The organism is Candidatus Gracilibacteria bacterium, from assembly GCA_041658685.1.
GTDB lineage: Bacteria > Patescibacteriota > Gracilibacteria > UBA1369 > UBA12473 > JBAZZS01.
Map to the genome: position 1 here is coordinate 38,782 of JBAZZS010000001.1, position 24,491 is coordinate 63,272.

The 24,491-nt window shown below is 47.9% G+C and carries 9 protein-coding genes; 1 reads left to right on the forward strand and 8 read right to left on the reverse strand.

The window, feature by feature from the left end; translation table 25 throughout:
• Positions 1-8: 8 nt before the first annotated feature.
• The 4 genes from WC882_00170 to WC882_00185 form a co-directional block, all read right to left on the reverse strand.
• Complete coding sequence (locus tag WC882_00170) at positions 9-584, reverse strand: hypothetical protein (GenBank protein MFA5842085.1); 576 nt, start codon at positions 582-584, stop codon at positions 9-11.
• Positions 568-17,289, reverse strand: coding sequence for an S-layer homology domain-containing protein (locus WC882_00175; GenBank protein ID MFA5842086.1), 16,722 nt, complete (start codon positions 17,287-17,289; stop codon positions 568-570). The genes WC882_00170 and WC882_00175 overlap by 17 nt, the downstream gene beginning before the upstream one ends.
• A 258-nt stretch (positions 17,290-17,547) precedes the next feature.
• Positions 17,548-18,153, reverse strand: coding sequence for a prepilin-type N-terminal cleavage/methylation domain-containing protein (locus WC882_00180; GenBank protein ID MFA5842087.1), 606 nt, complete (start codon positions 18,151-18,153; stop codon positions 17,548-17,550).
• A gap of 36 nt (positions 18,154-18,189) precedes the next feature.
• Positions 18,190-18,717: a prepilin-type N-terminal cleavage/methylation domain-containing protein gene (locus tag WC882_00185; GenBank protein ID MFA5842088.1), complete on the reverse strand. Its 528-nt coding sequence runs from the start codon at positions 18,715-18,717 to the stop codon at positions 18,190-18,192.
• Positions 18,718-18,853: 136 nt separating this feature from the next.
• Here WC882_00185 and WC882_00190 point away from each other — a divergent pair, with 136 nt between their 5' ends.
• Positions 18,854-19,420 (forward strand): type II secretion system protein, encoded by a 567-nt coding sequence (locus tag WC882_00190; GenBank protein MFA5842089.1) that lies wholly within the window; start codon positions 18,854-18,856, stop codon positions 19,418-19,420.
• Here the strand turns inward: WC882_00190 and WC882_00195 are convergent, their stop codons facing one another.
• From WC882_00195 to WC882_00210, 4 genes are all read right to left on the reverse strand, one after another.
• The gene (locus WC882_00195) at positions 19,421-20,635 is read right to left on the reverse strand and encodes a type II secretion system F family protein (protein MFA5842090.1); all 1,215 of its coding nucleotides are present in this window, start codon (positions 20,633-20,635) and stop codon (positions 19,421-19,423) included. It lies immediately after the preceding gene.
• Between the two features lie 64 nt (positions 20,636-20,699).
• On the reverse strand, positions 20,700-22,106 hold the full coding sequence (locus WC882_00200; GenBank protein MFA5842091.1) for a GspE/PulE family protein: 1,407 nt from the start codon (positions 22,104-22,106) through the stop codon (positions 20,700-20,702).
• Positions 22,107-22,108: 2 nt separating this feature from the next.
• Positions 22,109-22,684, reverse strand: a complete 576-nt coding sequence (locus WC882_00205) for a hypothetical protein (GenBank protein MFA5842092.1) — start codon at positions 22,682-22,684, stop codon at positions 22,109-22,111.
• A gap of 9 nt (positions 22,685-22,693) precedes the next feature.
• The gene (locus WC882_00210) at positions 22,694-24,331 is read right to left on the reverse strand and encodes a hypothetical protein (GenBank protein ID MFA5842093.1); all 1,638 of its coding nucleotides are present in this window, start codon (positions 24,329-24,331) and stop codon (positions 22,694-22,696) included.
• Positions 24,332-24,491: the final 160 nt, after the last annotated feature.

A 24,491-nucleotide genomic window follows, 5' to 3' on the forward strand; every position in this document is an offset into this window, starting at 1 on the left:
AAGGAATTTTATTTAGAGGCACTGGTGAGGGTGTTGCTAAGAGTGGTAAAAAGGGCATAAACCCGAGCGAAATTTTCATTGAGATCGCGAAGGCCTTCGTTGATGGCCTTCATTTTTGTGACCAATGTATACGTTACTTTTGCGCTGGAATTGGCCAAATGATGATTGCGTAACATTTGCTCCACGGTGCGAATTTGAGTTTCTATAAAAAGTTTACATTGAGCATATTCTTCATTTTCCGGATCCGGGGAGATGACGGCCCCTTCTTGCTCGGCGTAAAAAGTGTTAATCAAGGCCAGCATATTTTTTTTGAATTCATTGAATTTTTGAAGCGCAACATCGAGAAGCTCGGTGGCCGGTTCTTGTGATAAATAATGTTCCGAAATAAAGGTGGTGACATCCGCGTAATACACCATGGCCTCGGGCATGATTTCTTGGAGGCAAATATTGTTTTCTACGGGTTCGGCATCCGTCCCTTCTCCTTCTTGCGCAAATCCGGGGGAAATAAACCAAAGGAGTAATGCGCCGGAAAGCAGCATGAACGTTGCGAAATTGAGAAGGCTGAATTTATAAGATTTTTTCATGGAGGGATGGGTTTGATACGTGTTTATTAATTCAATGGCCTAAAATTTCTTCAATTTTAACGCTCGGACTGATGGAAAGCACTTCGGTCTTGTCCGCATTCATGATCGCCGAGTACAAGGAATCGCCTTCATCGAGGTCGGCCATATTTTCAATGGAAGTCGGGCAGGGGCACGTCATGCATTCATACGTGACCACCGTGATGCCGGGCTCCAGTCCATCGAGGACATTTTCCTCTTCCAATAGGGTTTCTTCAATAGGTTGATCGGTTACCCCCGCGTCGTCACTCGGATCATCGGTTGGGTTGGTTCCTTGTAAAACTTCCACGCCGTCATACGTGCCGCCGTCATCCGTGTCCGGGTCAAAAGGATCGGTGTCGTAAAGGTCGATTTCATCCGCATTCACGAGCGAATCTCCGTCCGAATCATCATCGTTGCGATCCATGGGATCGGTTCCGACCGCCACTTCTTCGCCATCAAAAATCCCGCCCTTATCCGTGTCCGCATCGTATGGGTCCGACCCGTAAACATTCACTTCTTCATAATCCGAAAGCCCGTCTCCATCCGAGTCTTGATCCGCATAACAATTGTAGAAATCCAAAACACGCACCGCCATTTTCATGAATTCATAACGTGTGAGCGCTTCGGTGGCCCGACTCGCTTCATCGGAAGTGATGATAAACGGTTTGCCTTCCCCCAATGTGGTGTCCGAAATCAAATAATCCGTTAAATCTTGAGCCATTTGCATATAAGGAACATACCAAGGCGCGTCCGTGGGAATGACAACGTCGCCCATATCAATGACGCCCAACGATTCCAGCACTTCCAAAATGATTTTGGTCCCTTCGGCGCGGCTGATGGAAATATCGGGTTTGAAAGGCGTCATGCCTCCGGCATCTTTTTCTCCCAAATACCCCACAATAAAGCCCTGCAAATACGCCTCTTTGGTGATCGCGTAATACCATGCAAGATCGGTCTCGCTGTACGGGATATCATTGAAAACCGAAGGAGCAAGATACGCCTCGGGTCGCGGCGTGATACAAAGAATCGTGAGTATGACCTTGGTGTATTCCGCACGGGTGATGAGTTGGTCGGGTTTAAAATAATGGCCCGAAGCGGTTTCGTATCCTTCCACGGCGCCCAGTTGAACCAACTCGAGGATGTCTTCATACAAAGGATCGCTGCTCGGGATATCTTCAAAATAAGAATCCACCGGGTCGAGCGGATCGGTGCCGTCCCCCACTTCTTGGGAATCGGTGCGACCGTCTTCATCCGAGTCGGATGCGTTAAGATTGGTGCCAAGTCCATATTCCGTAAAATTGGAAAGTCCATCGCCGTCCGCATCCGCGCTGACATCGGTTGCATCATAGGGATTGAGTCCGTTTCGTAATTCTTCAAGGTCCGGGATCCCATCTTGATCCGTATCCAAAGATGAGAGATCTTGGCCGTTCAAAGGATTCACCGCTTCATCGTCAAGTCCAAGCGCTTCAACCGTGGTGAACTGAGAGGATTCCTCCGGGGAAATATAAATATGGAGCCATTGAGTTTGATCCGCGCCCAACGTGATCACAATGGGTTCGGCGCCTTCCGAGTCCGCGGTTTCACTCACACTGGATTCATTCAAAACACCCAATTCAAGAGTTGAAAAAAGTCGGTAAATATTACCGTCCGAATCGATCACAGCCACGCGTTCAAGCGTTGGATTTATTACCGCCACGCCTCCGGTAAAGAGGGGAGCACTCGCCGGGATCGGCTCGAGTGAATAACCGTCGGGAAGTCCGACATTTTGAACATGCACGCCGGCCATGGAGGTCACGGTTTCGGCGGTATATTGAGTGGAGGCGGGATCAATTTGAACGTCCACATTGGAGTCCGGAACAATGAAAATGAAGAGCAAAGGATTTTGGCCCGGATCCACCAGCGCCACGCGTGTGGGCCATGGCAATTCCGCACTGTACACTTGAATGGAATACCCTTCCGCAAGGATCGATAACGCTCCGGTATCGAGATCCACTTGAGCCACGGCTTCATTCTCGGAATTGTAAATAATCCACGCATCGGACAAGACAAGGTCGTCGATCATGAATTCGCCGTTTTCATCCGTATAATATAAGCCATTGGAGTCCGCGCTCGGCGTGGTGATGAGCTCAAAAACTCCATCGCGTTCGCGCGCCAACACAAAAGGAAGCTCGGAGACCACGGGATCCACATTTCCTTCCACGGTCCCGGTGCGACCCGCCGCCGCACTCAAGGCAATGGCCGGAACATACACAGTCACCGTCACCTCCGCATTGGACGCATTGCCGGCTTCATCTTTGACCCATAAATTAAAGTTGTGAGAATCAACGCTGTCGTAAGGCCCGGCCGTATACGTGGGATCGTCGCGATCATTGGTGCTGGCACTCAGGGAATGGAAACCCAGAAGCGGGTTGATGTCATGATAATAATCCGCATCATTGGTCGGATCTCCGTCTCCATCGCTGTCATGAGTGATATCGAGGTCCCAGTAGTACTCCTTGATGTCCCCGGAGCTGTCAAAAGAAGCGCTGCCATCCAAGGTGATGGTTTTAAACACCGAGACGTCTTCTTCCGTGGAACCCGCATTGGCATAAGGAGAGTCTTCGTCTCCGCACACTTGAGGAGACAAAAGGATCGTTTCTCCGAACAGGCCGCGGGCTCCGGTGGTGGTGATCCCATGCATCGAGGAGTAATAATTGCCGTTTTCTCGGGCCAGGGCAAAAGTCGGGGAGTCGCTGTTCAAAAGCTCATGCGCGGTCCAAGTAATAGGCCCTTCATAATTCATCGAAAAAGTGGAATCCGAATCGTTATCGTTCGTATTGAAAAGAGAAATCAGTTGAATGGAATTTTTTTCTTCAATGGAGGCGGAGGTGTAAGCAATCGTGACACCATCGGTGAAAGAAATATTTTCTTCCGGGAAAATCAACATGCCTTCATAGAGCGGTTGGGTTTCATCAAGAGTGTTTTGACGAATGATTTCAATGGAGCCGTCGTTCACGCGCAGGGTGAGGGGATCCGGATAAAGCATGGAAGCGGTCATAAGTCGATTGGCGGACAGTTCAATTTCAATAGATCCGCCTTCGGCCGGAGTAAGGGTAAAAGAAGCGTCCCCGATGGAATGGATTTGATCTCCGGGAGTGAGGGAAGTTTCTCCGGATTCATTCACAAGAGTTCGTTCGAGATTTCCTTCGGGAAGCAATGCGTCGCCCGACAGATCTTTTAAAAAGAAAAAACCAGCCTCAAGTAAAGGAATGGGGAATCGAGTCGATTCATTCATCGTAAAGGTGGCATCGTTTCCGTAAGAAAGAGTCATGGAGCCTCCCTCTTCGGTTTGCAATAAGGTCCCGGATGTTAAAGAATCCGTATTCAGTGTCCCGGCTTCAACGTCTTCTTTTGAATACGAAGATCCGGAAATCGTCACAGTGCCATCCAACGAAAGGCCCGAAAGTGAAGCCGTTAGAGGCGCATCCACGGGCAAGAACACATCCCAATACATTCTTTCCGGCTCCGAGTTTTCGAAATCCGGAAGTGAAAGATAAGACTTGGCTTCATACCCCAAAAGCGTGGAGTCGTTTAAAAGATCAAGATTTTTCCAGGAGATCGAGGCTTGGTCATTGTTGGAATCCGTGGCGCGGTACAAAGAAATCGCGGGCAAAGTGGGCAATAAATCCTCCAGCGATGTGATTTGAGGCGATTCGTCGTAATACGTCGGTTCAACGGTTTCCGTATAATTTTCTTTGAGGTAAACATTGCCGCCGTACGAATAAAGGATGTCATTGTCGCTGTCATTTTCCATATCAATAAACGCCAATTGAGACGGTTGGTCCGCTTCTCCCGTGTAATCGATCAATCGTTCATTGACCCCGGTGTCTTCATTGTAAAGGAAAAGTCCTTTATTGATGATCTCCGGAGCGGAGCGGGCCTCGGCATAATCGGAGGAAGAAGAAGAGTCGCTTTCACTCGAATCCGCAAGATAAGAGGTGAGCATGTCATGGGCTGAGTCAAGATTGTTGTCGACCCATGTTGAGGCCGAAGAAGCGGTTGAATTCAAAAATTCTTGACGGGCTTGTTCAAAAAGAGCCTCGGTGCTGTAAAGAGTGTGAGTTGCTCCTTGGTCATCGAGGGTACTGGAAACAAGAAAATTGGAGGAAGGCGTATACGATTGAGGAGAATCGGAATTCACCCAAGCCATCATGGTATCCCATTGATTGTCAGGAGATTGATTGAGATTGGCCGCGAAAAGATCGTTTTTTTGTTCTTCTTCATTCAAGTAGCCGAGAAGATCGTTGCGAAGAGAAGAAAGCGGAACATCGGGAGAAATCTCAAGCGTGCCGGCGTAATATTGCCCTTGTAACGAGGTGAATTGGGAATTCACTTCCTCTTCCGTAAAGGCAATGGACGACGAAGTGGCCCTTAGAATATAAGCATCCGGAACCTCGGCACTTTGGGAGTTTATAAGTGCGGTTTCCTCGGAGAAAGAGTTGACCGCTTGAGTCCATTGGTCCAAATAAGGACGAAGGAAAGCATTATTAAGATAAGGGGTCATTTCATTGAACCCGGATTCATCGTTGATAGTAAATCCTCCGGAGCCGGCGTCTGTAACGTCGTCATTGTTTTCTCCCGTGACTTCATCCAGAGCTCCTTCAACCGTATCCGCGGCCGAGTCCATGGTATCTTCCAGCGCATCCGTGGCCGCATCCGAAGTCTCTTGAATCGCATCCGCCGCTTGTTGAGCCGCTTCATTCGCGGCTTCGACAAGGTCTGTCACAATGGCGTTCGATACATTGGCCGCGGCTTGGACAATTTGAACCAATTGGTCGAACTTCATGCCTTTTTCAAGATTAAGAACTCCAATAACCTCAATGAGATCCACAAGGTCTCGACCCAGAGATAAAGGGGGGAAGTTGATGCTAAGGTCAATGGGGAGAAGAGGATCCAACGGACGTTGCGTCATGTTCTCGACCTGCGTTTTAAGGAAAGTTTCTTGTACCGGTAAAATACCGGATTGAAGCAAACAAAGGATTTTAAGAATAGAAGAAGCGATTTTGAGAATAACTTCAAGGCTCACGGACAATCCGGGGATGGCGGGGGGGGGCGGAAGGTCGGGAAGATCGGGCAAAGTCAATGAGGGCAATGCGGGGAGAGCGGGGAGGGGCGGCAAAGCGGGTAAGACCGGGATGTCGGGAATATTTAAATCCAATGTCGGTATTTCGGGGATGACGAAAACGGGAAGCGACGGAATTTTAAGCGGCTCGGGAACGAATTTGATTTGCGGCCAAACAATCGTGATTCCCATTTGAATTTGAGAAAAATCAATGACAATATCCGGCCACTTTGGGAATTGAATGATGGGAGGCTCGGGGATAAACGCAAACAATTTAAGCAAAAGTTCAAAGAGACTGAATCGTTGATTTTTGCATTGATCGCAGGATTCCTGGAAATCCAAAGCCAATTGAAACAGCGCTTTCCATGACGTCAATGCGACCACAATGTCATGAATCGCTTCGACCCATTGCTCCACCCGTTTTTGGTTGGTGGCCACCCATCCGCCGAGATATTGGATAAACGCATCCAAGTAACAAATGATTTGTTTGGCGTAAAAAGCCTGTGCATTGCGCCACGTGAGCAATTCTCTCGGAAAATCTTTGTAGTCTTCCAAAATTTCAATGTTTTTTTCAACATCCTTAAGCATATCTTTGATTTCATTCATAACCTCGGCGTATTGAGCCTCCACCCAATGATCCGCCACGGATTCCACTTGTTTCCATTCATTCTCAAGCCAGAGAGACCATTCCATTTTAAGTTTTTCTATTTCCTCATTGGTCAAGGCCGGAAATTTAAACACCACTTCTTGGGTTTCAATGCGAAGTAAAGGGAAACTGTTCATGAAACTGATGATTTTTTCGAGCCCTCGAATGTCCGCGTCCTTGAGAATATCGGTGTCCGGGATGAACGCGCCAATAAACGAGCTCGGGTCCGGATAATAAACATAAATATCCGGGAAATCGCGGAGTTTATTGATGATTTCTTCGCCTTGTTTGCGGAGCCATTCCGTGAACGGAGCCGGGAATCCTTTGACCATGGAACGGGTCGTTCCGCCGCTGGCAACCACATAAGAGCCCAAGTTGTAATTCACCAAACCGCCGCCAGACCCGTGTTCGCTGTTCGACTCCTGACCTCCGCCTCCGGCCAAAGACATAACTTTATCTTTGCCTTTGGCAATAAAAGCATTGGCCTTGGAAATGGCATTACTGACTGCGCCATTGATGGCGGAGCAAAGATCGCTCAAGGCGGGCACAAGACTGGACAAAGGAAGGGAAACCGTCCAACAGAATCCAAGAAGGTACGGTCCGACACACACGGAAAGGGTTGTTCCCAATGTTAAGGTGATTGAGACATAAATGCGCACCGCGGTACTGGCTTGCCAAAAAGGAGAGATGGGCCACAAAGGGAAAATGGAAGGCACCGGCGCCGCAAAAACAGGGATGTGCAATGGATCCATCGGGACCACCGGCACGCCCAAGAGATTGATCGGTCCCGGGACCAAAGCCGCGTAATTGATGGGTGAGGCAATGCATCCGCCCGAGCATCCAACCCCCAATAAAGTTTCCAAATTATCGGCCAATTCCGAAACCACGGCATCGGCCAATAAAATTCCGGCTTCGGCATTGGCCATGATATCCGCGGGATTTTCCACCGGAGTGAAGAAACTGGACGAGAGGGGATTGAGTTCGTTATCCGAGGGAGGAGTGATGGCGTCTAAATAAACGTCATTGGCCGCGGCCGGGGGTTCTTCCGCATCTTTATCAATATGAAAAGCATTGGGATTTCCATTGGCATCGAGGTCGCCCAAATCGATTCCCATTTCTTTAAAAACAGAATCCAAAGAGGTGGGAACCGCGTCTTCAGCGGATGAAGTTTGTTTGGTGTAGTTGATTTTATCGATTGAATCGTCACGATATCTGCCATTGGAATAGAAGAAAATCATTTGCCCCGAAGGATTGTTTTCCGGGCTGGCACCGATGTCCACGTAGTCATCATTGGGGAACCCGGAGTCGAGATCTTGCCCGGTAAAAATATTCACAGCCGGAGTGGAAACACCATCGATCGTACCTTGATAAATAATCGTGGTGGATTCGCCGGCACCCAATGAAAGATTGTTTGCCACAAAAGGATAGGAGTCCATTCCGGTCTCCGAAATTTTCATAGCGGCACAGCTTCCGTCACATTCAAAACTGTCAAAATCAAGCGTGAGCATTCCGGACACGCCATCGCTTAGAGCAAGACCGGAGGCGGTAGAAGAGCTACTGTTGGTCAAGGTGATGCGGTATTCAATGGTATCGCCGTTTTCCACAATATCGCCGTTCACATCCGAGGCGGTTTTGGTGGAATTGATAAAATTTTCATCTTCATTCGCATAAATATAGAATTCCGTTGAAGAAAGTTCGGGATCCGCCAACGTCACTTGCAACGTGCTTGAGCCCGAAGAAGTCAAGGAGTCCAATGTGTCGCCAAGATAATTGGGAGAAAATCCGCCGGCTGAAAAAGAGGGGTCGCTCGAGGTGGAAGAAAAAAGATCTTCAAGTGCGGAAGCATAGGATTGAGACGCATCGTCGGAAGCAGTGGAAATCGCGGTCGGGAGTTCCGTGAAATTTCCATCATCCGCCATGGAATTCGGATCGTCTTCGGGCATGCCGTCGTAATGCACCAAAACTTCATTGATTAAATTTTGTCCGGCGTCCACTTTCATCCCCACATTTCCGATTTCATCCCCTTCGGTTAAAAAAGTCCCTTCCCGATTGTAAAACGCTACAATCGTTCCATTGAGATCCGAAACAAGGAGATCCGGATATCCGTCGAGATTGAGATCTTCGGCCACCAATTGTTTGAGGGTGTTTCCGTCGAGGCTGAGATCAAGATTTTGGCGAATAAATTGCGCGTCATAATTGGTGTACAAATAAACGCACACTTCTCCCTGGATACAAGCGTCTTCGGTGGCCACAATAAGATCGGTTTGCCCATCGTTGTTAAAATCGCCTTGAGTCATGTCCACAATCCCGTTTGAAATATCAAGGAGCGGGCCGCGGTCACGGAATCGAGGATACGCATTCGTATTTTCCAAAACTTGAACCACTCCGTCTTCAAAGGCCACCAGGGCATCTTCCAGCCCGTCGGAGTTGTAATCCATCACGGATAAATCTTGAATCGTTTCCGGGCCGGCAAGAATGAGTCGGCCCACGCCCGAAGTGAATCCGGTGGAGTGAACATCCTGTGCATTGGAATCCGTGAGCCGTATCGTGGGGTCGCCGAGCACCACGCCGATGTCCGAGGCATAATACATGTTCGCTTCACCCACGGTTTCCCCATCCGAAAGGAGCAGCATGAATTTATTGTCTCCTTCGAATCCGATCCCCGGGGAAGTGTCTGCGGACTCAATCGAGGTGAATCCCAACCCGGGTTTTTGTTTACCGGAAAGTTCTTGTGTTTTATTGGTGACAAAAATACCTTTGGGATTGGTGCTGGAATTGCCGCTGTAAGCTGTGGCAAAGCCATAAGTTTCGGATTGGATGCCTTTGTAATAGACGCCGGGGTCGAGGAGTGAAGCTTGATCCCAATCAAAATCATCGTCCAAGGCTGCGACATTATTTTTAAAGGTTTGTTTCCACAAAACCGTGAGCAGGGGAGTGCCGGCTAAGGTCACATCAAAAGCAAAAGAATCATAATCTTCATTTAAGGTCAGCGCATAATTGGAGTCGTAAATTTGAATTTGTCCGTCCGGTTCAAAACGAACGATTTCATTTTGATTTTCCAAAAGGCTGATCACTCCACTCGCGGTTCCTCCATTAAAAGCGGGCGTAAATAAATTCTTGGTTTCACGCAATTCATAACGGGAATCCGAAAACAACGATTGGATATAAAATCCGTCGTCTTCGGCGCCGGAAAGATTATAGGAGCTGTCCACAAGATAAAAATTATTCGTGGTGGCCGGGATCACCGCTCCTTCAAGCAGAGTTTGTTTGGTGACAAAATCTTTGATAAAAAATTGGACCGGCAAAGTTTTTCCATTGGAAGGACGAACATCAATCGTGACGGCATTGCCATCCAGAATGCCGACTTTTCCTTGAAAACTCACTTCCGCTAAACGGGCATTGGGGGTGGGATCCGAAAGCAGAGAAAGCGAGGCTTCGGTTTTTCCTTCAAACGTAAACCATCCTCCCAAGAAATTTTCTTGAGTCACTTCCCCAAAAGGGGCTCCGAGCAAGGCGGCAAATAACACGTTGGGCTCAAGATCGGTCATACTCTCCGCCGAGATGGCCATCACGCTGTTGAGTGTGATCGTGGCGGTTTCGGCATTGAACGCCGAGGCCACAATATTGATCGGCCCGGTCAAATCGCCGGCACTCACGGTGAATTGGCCTTGGCCATTTCCAAGGGTGATGGAATTATTTTTTAAAGAGCCAAAAGAAGAAGAAAGATCCGTGAGTCGTAAATCCACGGTTGTGGAAGAATCATTGGTCGCAAAATTTTCGTATTGATCATAGGCTTTGATATAAACCAAGGCATCGCCTCCGGTGGCAATGGTGGTGAGGTCCGAAGAAAGTTTAAGCGCGGTGGTTGGGCCGGGGAGAAGGACGAGAGCCAGAGATGCGGGTTCGAGTCCCACCATGGAAGCGCCGATAAAAGCCGTTCCCGCAAGGGTGTTGGTGGTGAAGTCGACTTCAGCTTGACCATCCTCCAACGTCACGGTGGTGTCCTCGGGAAGAGTGCCATAAGTCGTATCCAACAGGGAAAAAGTAACCTCGCCGTTGAATCCGGGCAACGGAGCATCCGAATCCCCAAGCACGGCCTTGACCGTGAGTGTGGTGGTGGAAACCCCATCCGCATTCAATGTTTCGTTCGCAGAGGAAAGCACCAGTTGAATCCCGTCGTAAACTCCCATGTCCAATGAAGTATTCACTGCCCCTTCGTCCAAGGCGGCTTGAATCGTTGCCACCCCTTCTTCTTCTCCGGAAATAATATTGAACGTCGTCTTCCCTTCGAATACCGTGATTTGGGTGCCCCCCTGCTCAACATCTTCATCAAGGCCTTGTTCAAAAGTACTCGGGCCGGTGAGCGTCAACGTAATATCTTGAGGGGACATGCTCGCGATATTTCCGTAAGAGTCGTAGAGAGTGAGGGTGATTTGTGCGGTGTTCAATCCACCGGTTTTCATATAAGAAGAATCGCTCTGCAATGTCATGGAAACCGGATCTCCGGGATACACATAAACCGTGGCAGGTAAGACCGGGAGTTCATCCGGAGTGATGCGTGCCGTGATCACAAAATAACCCGAGGTGGTGCTCGCCTTGAGTTCGGTTTCCGCAACCCCGTCCGTGACGCGAACGCTGGTTCGCATAATTTCAGCATACGGATAAGCGGGGTCGATGGCTGAAAATTCAACAATACTGGAATTGTCCTCGGTGATGAGTTCTCCCGTTTCATCCACAATCGTGGCGCGGAGGAAAAGTTGAGAGGTCCCATCCGCCGGAACCAATTTGGTAAAAACTTTTTCTTCAATGAGTTGACTGTCCGTGAGGGTTTGCGTTTCATAAACCGAATCGCGAGAAAGATAATCCCCGGAAACATATGCGCCGGAAGAAGAATCTTGACCGTCGCCGGAAGGGAAATCATCTTCGGCATTGAGAGGGTCGCTTCCACGCGCGATTTCTTCAAAATCGCCCACCCCGCCATTGTCGGTGTCCGGATTAAAAGGATCGGTCCCATAAACCGCTTCTTCGGCATCCGTGAGCCCGTCCTCATCCGAATCCGTGGTGAGATTTTCGGGGGTGTCGCCCGGGGTCCCTTGATCTCCGGTATCGCCATAATCGTCGGAAGGATCCGACACCGCATTGGTCCCGTTCAAAATTTCAATAAAATCATTCACCCCGCCAAAATCCGTATCCGGGTTGTAGGGATTGGTCCCGAAATTATAAAGCTCGGCATTGTCGGAAAGCCCGTCTCCATCCACGTCGTTCATACGACAGTCTTCTTTTTTAAGCGTGTTGTTCACCATCATGGCGAATTCACCGCGGGTGATGGGATTCTCGAGCCAATTTTTAATGGCGCTGTCGTACGTCAGTTCCGTGGCCAGCCATTTTTGAAAATCCGTATTCGAATACGAGTCCATGGGAGTGAAACGGCCTTGCGGATAAAGCGCATTGGCTTGAGCTTTTACAATGGCATAAAAATACCAAGGAAGGTTGGAGTCCGCGGTTTCCACAAAATCAATGCCCGCGGTTTTAAGGAGCACTTTCGTAGCTTCGGCGCGGCTCATCGGATTAGTGGGAAGATAATAGCCTAAATAAATTCCGGCTTTATATCCGGAAATCAATCCGCGATTGCGGCTTTCCGCCACACAATAATAAAGATTGGGATCAATGTTGGTGTCAGGGAAAGGATCTGTCGAATATTGTTCTTCAATGGCGGTTTTGGCTGTGTCCGAATAGTTTGTGCAATCCGTGCACACCACACCCAAATTGAGTTTGGTGAATTCTTCACGACTGATGGGTTTGTCCGGTTTGAACGAACCGTCTTCATAACCGGAAACAATGCCGCGGAGATAAAGTTCAAGAACCGAGGAATACGCCTCGTGCGTGGCCGGGAGATCGATAAATAAAGATCCATCGCTCAGGGGATTGTAGCCGTTGTTGAGCTCTTCTCCATCGCTATAATTGTCTCCATCGGTATCGGTCTTTGTGAAATCCGTTCCAATGGTCCATTCACTCAAGTCATCGAGCGTGTCGCCATCCGTATCCAGGAAGTCGGAGGCGGCGGAGGCGACGTCGAAGAAGAAGTTTTTTAAGGAGGATAGCAAATGATTAGTGGAAGATGGCGTGAAGGTTTTTGAGGATATTTTAGGAAAGTGGGAAGGGAAATTTTTATTCGCATTTTCAAGGAAGAGGACACGAGGATCATGTATCCGAGTGTCCGACTCCCATGCGAACAAAAATTCTTCCTGACCGCTTTCCAAAGATGTCATCCCTTCTTCACTTAGTCCTTCCATCTCCAATGAACTCGTTTCGCTCCCGATCACCACATCAAATAAAACATTTTCTCCTATATTAAAGGTGAGGTGAATATGCGGGTTCGTCACCGCGGACAACGTTGCGGCCGGTTGCAAGGAAACCGAAAATCCGGGTTTTGCAAACACCTCTCCATTGGGCAATACGAGCCCGACTTTTTGTTCTTGAAAAAGAATTTCCACTCCGCCTCCACTCGTCGCTTCATCACGGGCTTGCGCAATCCAATCATCCGCGTTGTTGGAATCAATCACGCGAACATCATTCACCGCTCCCGCCAAATCGGACAAAGCGGAGTTGAGAACGACTTGTTTGGTGTCCGGGATTAAATAAAAAGACGCCAAAATCGATCCCTCTTTTATAAGCACCTCGCGCGTGGGTAAATCAAGGGTGGCCAGTCGCGCTTCCAATGCATACGTTGAATCCACCACTTTAATTTCTCCATTGTTTGCATGCACCGAAGCCACCAGTTGACCCGAAGCATCCAAGATCAGCACATCCGCCAACGTTTCCGTGGTGTACACAGTATCCTGAGAAGAAAATTTCTTTTCATACGTGGCAAGATCGAGGAATTTATTTTTACTGGTAAAGGTAAGCGTATTGGAATAGACCTCATCAATATTCTCACTCACGCCAAACGCACGCAGAGAAAAAGTCCCGGGAGTAAACGTGGTTGCGATTTTCAATATCGTCTCTCCGTTCACAAACGTGGCTCCGTCCACACTGAAGATTTGGACAGATTCTTCACCGGAAACGATTTCCAATTGAACGTTTGAATAATTGTCATCCGCATTGGGATTCCCATCGGCATCCAACGCTTTTACCGTCAATGCCACCTGGATTGTTCCATTCGCGCCAAGCACCCCTCCCACATTCGAAGACAGAGAAAGAAGTGCGGTGTCTGTGGCCCCATCCGGGATCCCGTCATCATTATTATCCATGGAATAAGGGGCCGGATCTTCATCGTCTGAAATGCCATCCGAGTCCGAATCGATTTTAATGTCGGTTTCATTGGAGCAGTACGTTTGTTCCTCAAGACAGCCGTATTTTTCTTCACTCTTTTTTTGATCTTCGCTGGTTTCGGTGAAGGAAGAAGGGGACGACGTGGCGGTGACGGAGGTCAAGGATTTAACCCATTCCATAATGTCGAACATCCAAACAAACGGGAACAAAGACGGGTGCCCGCTGTCGGGATCATTCACATCATAATTTTCATCCACATCGATGGAAGCGGGGACCGGCTCTCCATTGAATTCCAAATCCGGATCATCGCCCACGGCATTGGCGTTGAAACTCATATTTAAAGTTCCGGAATCGCCGTCCGCCACAAGGTAAAGCGCTTCATATCCGTCCTCCACTTTCCCGACAAAGGTCATAGCATCGGGATTTAAATAATGCTCTAACACCCATTGATGTTTTTGATCCACATTAAGAGATTGCCATTCAAAAACATCACGCAATTGATCTTCGAACATTTCAGTACCGAGAAGACTGGTTAAGAACCCGTCATATCCCGAAGCCCCGGGAACCGTTTCCGTAATTTCCGTTTGTTTTTCTGCAAGCATGGACACGAATGCCTCGTAATTTGAAGCGGCAAAAATATTTGGATAATCAATGCGTTGGTAATCGTAATCGCGATCTTGAAATGTGATGAAACGGGGATTGTCGACGGGCAACGCCTGACTGAACCCCGCGGTCACTTGTTTGTTGATCGTGGTCACCGTGGGTTCCACATGTTTAAGTACGCTGGGAATTTCCAAGGCATCGCTTTCCGTCTCCGTTAAATTGGAAGAAAGGAGTCCACTGTCTTCCTTGATGAATTCCTTTTCAATCGTAAAGGTGACGGACTCAATATCAATGTCATCGAACTCACCATGATCAAACGTGTAGGCCGTGGTGTCATTGGCGAAAAATCCACCGATTTCTTCTTGGCTGTCTTTATTGATTCCAATATGAGTGAAAAATGCACCCAAGGTTAAATAAACATCATCCCCGGCTTCTCCATATAAATAGAGGTCATCCACATCCGGGACCGGGATATCATAAGCGCCATCGCGGTGAAGATCATCGATGATTTCTTGTAGTTCGGCCTCGTAATCCGATTCATCATAACTGTCTTCATCATCTCCTCCTTCGTCCAGCTTTTCTTGAAGATCGGCATAGCCATCAAGGAAATTTTCCGCATAATAAAGATAACCTTCGCCGTCATCTCCGCCCAAAAGCCCTTCTTCTTCTTTAAAGTTATAACAAGAGCGATAATCCACATGGATGTCTGCAGCGAGTTGCGAAATTTCTTCTGCTGAGGCGTCTCCGTTTCCCGGTTCAAGTGCAAGGGCCTCTTGAGCCTCCATGGTTCCGGTTCGACTGCGCACCCCAACTTCCGCCACCTCGGGGAAGCAATATTGTGGCGTTTCGGCAAAACTTCCATAACAACCGCCATAATCAACTCCTTCGAAATGACCATCATCATTTTCCTCATCCCAAGCTCCAGCCGTGGAGTAGTCCCATACACGCAGCCCTTTCACCAATTGATTTTCACCTCCTTCATCGTAAGATCCCCGATAAAGAGAGCATTCGCCCACACTGGAAATTTCGTCCGCGGTTTGTCCATAAATGGTAATGATTTCCGGAGACAAAAGACTGTCCTTAACGCTGTGATTGATGAATCGAAATTCAAAACTGGCCGTGTCATCTTCCGTGGTTGTCACATCCCCTGAAATGGTCACACGCCCAATCATGGGAAAATCATGCGCCACATCCTCCACCAGTTCGTCAACCGTGGCTTCCATCACATCATTGGCCGCACGCAGCACTTTTAAAGCGTATTCATCACGCAAACCGATGAGACTCACAAAGGTGTCGCGATCGCTCAATGTTTTGTCTTTGGACTGATAGCTCGATTGATAACGGCCCGTGTAATCAATAAGATCATTGCTGTTGCCAATGAATTTTTTGAAAATCGAAGGGTATTTTTTAAAGAAACTTTCAATCACGGACTTGGATTGAATGTCCGGGAGTTGTTCAAACATGTTGTCTCCCTCATCCGGGTCTCCGCCGAGGTCTTCATCCGTGAGACCATCGTTGTCCGCATCATTGTCATCCGAAGTGTCTTCATCGCACAACCCGTCCTCATCGTCATCATTGCTCATATCGGATTCGCACGCCGCAGGCCGACAGATGTCACCATTGCGATCCGTATTATTGGGTTGAAAAGTCAAGGTCCCGTCAAAATAAGCCGAAGGCTCGGGTCGAGTGGAGTAAGGATTCCAACAGTAGGGGTCATACGTCGGGAATTCTTCATCCGTGTACATGGAATGCAAATAACGTTTATCCGAATCATCAAGATGTTTGGCTTTGTACCAAAAAGGACTGCGTTTTTTGGTGGGGTCGGAATCGAGGATTTCTATTTCGTAGCTATTGGGCCAGCCATCCCCATCCCAATCCGCCTGATCTCCATCTTCGTCCGTTTCACACGCCCCCGCACACCCGTCCCCATTATTATCCCCGGGTTCGTCTTCATCGGTTAAGAGGTCGCCATCATTGTTGTTGTCATCCGGAGTGTCCTCATCCACGAAATTGTCGCCCAGATCACAGGGTTTGCCGTCTCCATCGCTGTCCCATTCTCCGCTCGGTTGCGCCCAACAGTCGCGATCATTATCGATGCCGTAATTAAAATTTCCATCATCCTCATCAATAAGTCCGTCATAGTCATCGTCGTAGCCGTTCACCGGATCCTCATCAATGAGTCCGTCCTCGTCATTGTCCACTCCGTCGCCGCCGTTCACCGATCCGTAAACCTCGGTGTAAAGCTCTTGCGCCAATTCGCTGGTGTAGCGGTAATAGGCAATATTTTCAAAATTGTCGATAAAACGTTGATACGCATCCAAGGACGTGTCGCTGAGTGAATCTTTTTCCGAAAGCGTATCTCCATAAAAAAGTTTTTGATCAAACTCCGAAAAATCCGGATTCCCTTGGCGATACAAATAATTTTTATCCAAATAAGAAGCGAGAAACTCATTGCCTTCACTCCCGAAAACCGGAGATCGAATCACCCCGTGCCACACTTCGGGTTGAGGGTTTTTAACTTGCGGACTCGGTTCAAAATCGCCGGAAGTGGCATTAAAAAGATACGCGGAATCCTCATAATCCGTGTAGGGATAAAGGCTTGGATAGCGATTCCCTCCTTTGTTCACCACCGGGATGGGAAGGTCTCCGATTAAAATCACACCACTCAATTGAGTGTACATGTCCTCGCTCCCATCTCCTTCAAAATAAAGCGTTTGGAGCGCTTGCATGATGTTTTCCGGTTTTTCATCCGAACGAGTTCGAATGATCAGGGCTTTGGTCATGGGCATTACGCCTTGGACCAATTCGGCATAGCGATCGATGCGCGCCTTGAGTGTGGTGGAATTAAGAGAGGTATATTCGTCGCTCAAGCCAATGTAATCGGTGGGGTCGCTGTAAATCGTCTCATCCACAAGAATCGCAACCACGGAATAATGTTCCTTGGCCGCCGAGCTTTGAGAAAGATCGACTCGGAAAATCTGGGTCGAAACCATAGCAACAAGAATCCACGTTGTTAAAACGCGTTTAAAGGTTTGAGAGCCAAGAGTTTTCTTTAAAAAAGGCATGAAAGGGAAGGGGCTACAACAGAGAAAACCCCCGCATCAAGCGGGGTTAAAAAGCTATTTTATGGCTTATGTAAGCCAAAAACTAATCAAAATAATTCGATTTTAATTATACCGATTTTGAATTTTAAAAACAACGCAATAACAGGTTCGGTGCGCGTAAATTTAAAAAAAATCCGTGGACAGAAAATAGAAATAATTTATGCCGCAAAAAGAGTCCCTAAAAAGGAGCTCTTTTAAATCCATTATAAATTTTAATCCTTAGCGAAGAATAATGTAGTAAAGATTCCCGGAACTCGGACAAAGCCCTTGCTTGTCCGACAAAAAGGTGGAGGCGACACTGTATGTTCTAAAATTCGAAGCTACCGGAAAAGTAGAGGGAAGACAATAAACTCCATCCGATTCCGCATCCTCAATTTCAAGATTGGCAAAAAGTATATAAGAAGAAGGGGTGGGCGAAAGAGGAGAGATTCTTTCAGGGATGGCGTAATAATAATAATTTGTACACCGGGGGGTTACAGGGCCGGTGATGGCTTCTCCGGGATCCGTGGGAATGCTTTGAATATAAGAAGAAAGTTTATTCTCAAGGGTGTTTGATGTCCCCATATCACCGGGATTAAGGCAGAGACCACGGAAACTGAATGCGGACCCATCATAGGGATAATATCCTTGATCGGAATAATACAACTCGAGTGTGGCGGCAATATTATTGATATCCGTTTTCCGCTTAACATCGCGCGCCTTGGCCGGGCCTTGGCTTAAACGGGGGATGAGGGCCACGGCTAAAATCCCAATGATCGTGATCACCACCAAGAGTTCAATCAATGTAAACCCTTTTGGTCTTAGACGAAGGGGGGATGGGGTCATAAAAGTTTTTCAAGAGGTAAAAGCCTTTAAAAAACTTTAGCGAAGGACCACATAATAAGCATCTTGATCCGGATCGTCGGCTACACAAGTAGCTGCATCTCCATTTAAAGAGCTTTGTGCGTCGGCATAAGTCGTGAAAGTCGGGAAAGTGGAATAACAATAATAACCATCCGAGGCAATATCATCGATTTCAAGATTGGCGAATAAAGCGTACGAAGACCCTTCGTCCAGAGAATAATAATAATAAGATCCCGTACAGCCTCCTGTTACAGCATTTCCCGGGTCGGTGGGCATGGCTTGCATGTAAGTGGAAAGGTCGGTAGAAAGCGCAGAATCAACACATCCACTGGTTGTGGGATAACTGCCTACATCCGAATAATACAATTCAACCGCAGTCGTGATATTATTGATGTCTGCCTTGCGTTTGACATCGCGGGCTTTGGCAGGACCTTGACTGACACGGGGAATGAGGGCGACCGCCAAGATACCGATGATCGTGATCACGATCAAAAGTTCGATAAGCGTAAAGCCTTTTTTATTGCGAGGCAAAAAACGAGTGGACATACGGGAGGTTGTTAGGGGAAGGAAAATTAACCTTATTATACCAAGTCCTTTTTTAGATGCAAATTTTTTGCTAAAATACTCACGAAGCGAAAGTGAATTCTTAAGTGCACTTCATCTCATTTAATAACTTATTAAAATGCTTTTCTTCCCTCCTCCCATTTTTCTGCGCGCAAATTTTGTTAAATTGAGATCTCAAACCGCCTTCACCCTGATTGAGTTGGTGATCGTGATTTTAATTTTAAGTATTTTTTTCGGCATCGGATATGGCAGTTTAACCCGGGCAAGAACGAATGCGGATTTTAAACAAGCCGTAAATGAGACTGTGGGAATTTTGCAAAATGCACGCAATAAAGCCATGACCAATCCGGAACTGATGACCGCCGGAGGAGAAGTGAGCACTGCGACGGCATTTTATGTTACCATCGACCCCGTCACCAATACCTTATCTTTATATGCGGATTTTGGCGGGGATACCGGAGAGCTTTTAGAGAGCGTGGTTTTAGATGGAGACTTAATTCTTACCATCGAGCCATCGGATATCACTCGAATTTCATACGAGCCCCCCATGGGAGAGTTGACGTTTGTTCTTTCCGGAGAAGGGGCTATTGACGGAGCGATTATCAATTTGAGCATGGCAAACGGTGCCTTCACCGAAAAAATCACCCTCAATCAATTCCGGGGCATGCCCGAGATTGTGGAATAACTATATGTTCCCCACCACATCCATCAAATTGAAGATCGGTTGCATGACCGCAAGAATGAGGCCTCCAACCACAACCCCCATAACCACCATCAACACCGGTTCAAGGAGTTTGGACATGTTGGCTGCCATTTGGTCCACTTCGGAATCATAATAATCCGCGATTTTATTTGTGACCGTGTGAAGTTCGGCGGTTTGTTCTCCCACCGCAATCATGGAAACCACCATTTCCGGAAAAAGAAACGTGCTATCCGTGAGATTTTCCGCTAAAGGAATCCCGCGGGAAACATCTTCGGCCGCAAGATAAAGGCGTCGGCGATAAACCTCATTTCCAATCGCATCCGCATCGATTTCAAGACTTTTTACAATCGGTATTCCACTGGAAAGCAAGCTTGCCAACGTGCGAGTGAATCGAGCCAGCGCCACCTCGCGATTGAGGCGACCCAACACCGGTAAACGAAGCAAAAATGCATGCCACCAATATTTGCCGCTGTCCGTGCGCTTCCAAATATAAAAGAGACCTACGGCAACAAATGCACTCGTGATTAATCCGTAATAATGATTTTCCACAAAGGTGCTCATCGTAATTAAAATTCGGGTGGAAGTCGGGAGCACGGCATTGGCTTGAGTGAAAAGTTCCATGAGCTTGGGCACCACTTTTCCCAAAATAATGAAAACCGAACCCGTCATGATACAAAGGATCACCACGGGATAAATCATGGCGCCTTTTATTTTTGAAGTTAAGGACGCGCTTTTTTCCACTTGAATTGAGATTTGTTTTAAAATGTCGTTGAGTCTTCCCGTGGCTTCTCCTGCGCGAACCATCCCCACCTGAGCATCGGTGAAAATCCCATGAAAATCCTCAAGCGCCGAAGACAGGGTTTTCCCGCCTTCGACTTTGCTCGCCAAAATGGAAAGGATTCGACGAAATCGAATGTTTTTCATCTGTTCCGAAAGTACATACAAGGAGCGCACCAACGGAACTCCGGCCCCCAACATAATGGCCAGCAATTGAAAAAAGGTCACTTTATCTTTGACATTGATGGCGGAAAGGCCTTCCACTTTTTCATTGATACGATGATAGAGCTCAAGCACCTTCCATTGGGACGGTTTTTTTTGTTTCGCATTTTCCGAGGCTTCGATCTTTTCCTCATCAATGGTGAGGATGCTGATCGGTTCAGCCGGAGCGTTATCGAGGGTGTTTTTTTGGGGTTCCATAGAGATGAAAATAGGAATTCGGGGAAGGGGAGAAGATGGGGAGACACTTCGCTACGCTGCGTGTCTATTCCATGGGGCGGGCCACGCGATAGACTTCACTCAAAGTGGTTTCGCCGTGCAGGGCTTTTAAAATCCCGCTTTGTTCCAAGGTGGTCATGCCGTTTTTAATGGCTGCGGTTTCAATTTCAAGAGAGTTCGCCCCTTTCAACAAAAGCAAACGAATCTCATTGTTCATTTCAAGCACTTCGTAGAGACCCAATCGGCCATGATAGCCGATGTGATCGCATTGGTCGCAACCCACGGCTTCGTAAAAAGTGGGTTTGGCCAAGAGGGCGGGGTCTATTTTTTCTTGCGGAGAAAGGCGATCGAGCGCTTTTTTCACCAGCAAAGCCGTGACGTCATCAATGGTCGCGGGTTTTCGGCAATGTTCACACAGTTTTCTCACCAAACGTTGAGCAATGATGATATTGATCGTGGCGGTCATGAGAAAAGGAGGCACTCCCATATTAAGGATACGGGTCAATGTCTCAACTGCATTGTTGGTATGAATGGTGGAAAGCACCAAATGTCCGGTGAGCGAAGATTCGATGGCCACATCAATGGTTTCGCGGTCGCGGATTTCTCCGACCATCATGATGTCCGGGTCCTGGCGAAGTGCGGCGCGAAGTCCGCGCGCGAAATTGTACTCGATGTCCGGATGCATTTGGCTTTGATTCAAACCATCCATTTGGATTTCAACCGGGTCTTCAAACGTGAGGATGTTGACATTGATTTTGTTGAGAATTTGCAACGAGGAATACAACGTGGTCGTTTTTCCGGAACCGGTCGGCCCGGTGGTGAGGATGATCCCGTTGGGGAGTTCGAGGCTTTTTTTAAGCGCTTCAAGTCCTCTTCCAACAAGTCCTAATTTTTCGAGAGGCGGAATTTCTCGCGTTCGTTCTTGGATACGCATCACCACTTTTTCTCCATTGACGGTCGGGAGGGTGGAAACACGAAGGTCCAATTCCTCGCCTTGAGGTGTGGTCACTTGCGCACGTCCGTCTTGAGGGATGCGTTGTTCGTCGATTTTAAGATTCGACATAATCTTAATACGAGAAACCACGGCCGGATGAATATTGGTCGGGTATTCGACAATTTGTCGGAGCACTCCATCGATGCGTAAACGAATGCGCACCGTGTTGCGTTCGGGTTCAATATGAATATCACTGGATCGAAGTCCCACGGCATACGTCATGGCTCCGGTCACCAATTGAGGAATATTCCCGGCAATGATGGCGTTGTGTAATTTTTCGAGTTCCGCGGCGTCCAAGGCTTGGGTTTGAGCGGTGATGGCTTTTGTGGGAGCTCCGGTGGTTGTCGGTGTGGGTGCGGTTCCATTGTTCAAATTCGGGAAAAGCGACACCCCTCCGGCAGAAGCAGGAGCGATTCCGTTTGAAACGGGCGCGGGATTGACGGCAAGCGTCGCGGTCATAATTAAAGATTTTGGAGATAAGCGTAAAGGGAAAGTTGAACACGAAGCGTATCGGTTTCTTCTTCCATTTGAAGCGAAAGAGCATTGATGGACATGAGTTGAACGCCGGTATCAAGGGATCCGGAGGATTCAATGTAATTCAAAAATTTATAAAAATTTTTCTCCGAACATTCGACCGACATGGTGACCGGGAGCACTTGGTAACCGTCTTTGGTTGTCATTTCACCATACGTGAGTTGACTCACAAAAAACGGATTGCTGCTGTAGTGATTTTTAGTGGCAAACGCATCAAACGCACGAGTTAAATCCGTGAGATCTTCTTTGCTCGGGAAAACCGTCTCAATTTTTTCCAATTTAACATTTTCGTTGTCCATGAACGTTTTTTTAGCGTCTTGGTAGACTTGAGTCACGGACTGAGATTCTTGTTCCAAAAGCGCAAGCGCTTGGTCGGTTTGGGTGATATCGGTTTTGGCTTGAGACAGTTGGCCGTAACCGTTAAAGCCATACCATCCCGTGACTCCGAAAAGGATCAGAGCCAAAACGGTTGAAAAAACATGAGATTTTGGAGTGGGTGTCATAGAAAAGGATTAAGAATGACGGGGGACACGAGCTTGAGGCGCTTCTTCGCCGAAAAATCGGTTTATGAGCCCGTCCCAAGCCTTGAGGAAATTGGCGGATAATCCTGAAAGGAAAGAAGTTTCTTCTGCGGCAGGTTTTTCTGCTGAAGGGGTGGCCCCGGAATCAATTTCAGCGTCTGGAGTTAAAGTGTCGGTCGTGGGATCGATGCTCGGTTCCGCGGTTGCGTCCGTCGGAGCGGTGTCGGTCGTTGTATCAGTGACAGGTGTTTCAGTGGAGATGCGTTCCTCTTCTTCCGTAACCGTCACCAAATGAGCGGGATCGTCTCTGTCATCCGAGCCTTGTTGGAGTTCCACTTCGATGGAAAAGGAAGCGTTATATCCTTCGTCTTCTTCTCCGGATTTGGAAAAAGAACGGTTCGAGGCATTGGCGAAAAGAGGGGATTTTTCAAATTCATCCACCAAATCGGAAATCAGAGAGAAATTTTTGGTGTCATCGGTTAAAGTCGTTCCGCGAAGCGAAAGGGTTTGGTCTGCGGCATCGAATGAAATCCCGGAATAAGTGATGTTGCTTTCGAGTGCCGTAGCGTACAACGGATCCACTTCTTTGGTCACGGAAGTGACTTCGGTCAAAAGCTCGGTCCAATTCACACGCGCACTTTTGATGTTTAAAATGATCGCAAATTCATTGGTGCTCACTTGAGTCGCCATGGAAAAAAGAGATTGAATAACGTCGTCCGTGAGCTCGGTTTCAAGGTCAAGCGCTTTTAATTTTTGTTTGAGGTCTTTATTGGAAAAGAGGAGAGAAGCGCCCTCCAAATTGTCGAGTTCGATGGAAAGGGTTTCATCCGCGGCTCCGGTTGCAAACAGCGATTCTTCTTCATTGATGATGCGTTCTTGGAGGAGCGTGGAGTAGAGATCTTCAAGCCCCAGTAAGTCTCCGGCGGAAAGCGCGAGCGCTTTGGGATAAACAGGTTTTAAAAGATTGGTTTTAACGGTGGAAAGGGACGTTTGAATTTGTGTTTTTAGCGCAGCCAATTCCACGGCAAGTTCGGCTTTGGTGTTGGAAGAGGTGTACTCGGAGTTGTATTCCGAGGCTTTGTAGAGATATGTGTCCGCGGTTACGATGAAGTCGTCGAGTGAAAATTTGGCCACCAAAAGAGTGTAGAGATTGATGGTGGTTTGTTCTTCTTGAACCGAGGTGGTGAGATCGGCCAGTCGGGTCACGGGATTTTTTCCCAACACACCAAACAGATTAAATCCGGGAGTCAATTGGGAATAAAAGAAAACAAAGGTGAAAATACCGATCAATAAGGAAAGTTTTACTAAAAATCCACCCAGGTTAAAGCTTTTTCCCTCGAGAGGAATGCCCGCGGTATTGGTTTTGGGTTTGGGGCCCAGGATTTTTTCTTTGGAATCTTGCTTGGAAACCACGGCATTCACCATCTCGGATTCGCCCGCAGCGGTTTTGCTGGAAACGGATGGCTCCCCAAACAGATCCGGGAGGGTGGCGGAAGCCGAGGGATTCGATCCCGAGGATTCGATAGACACAGGGAGTTCGGGAGGCATGGCAGGGCTGAGCATTGTTTCAGTCGGGGAGGTTTGTTCTGCATTTGTTTTAAGATCCGGGAACAGAAGAGAAGTCGCCATACGGTGTGTGTTTATTTTTAAGTATTCAAATTATTATACCGGAAATGAGGGGGAATTGCAACCACTCACGAAGCGATAGCGAAGGGAGCTCCCCCTCCTGTATTGCTTTGGCGCCAACGAAGTGCGCTCCCGCGAATTTTCATATTTCCCTTCTCTCTTT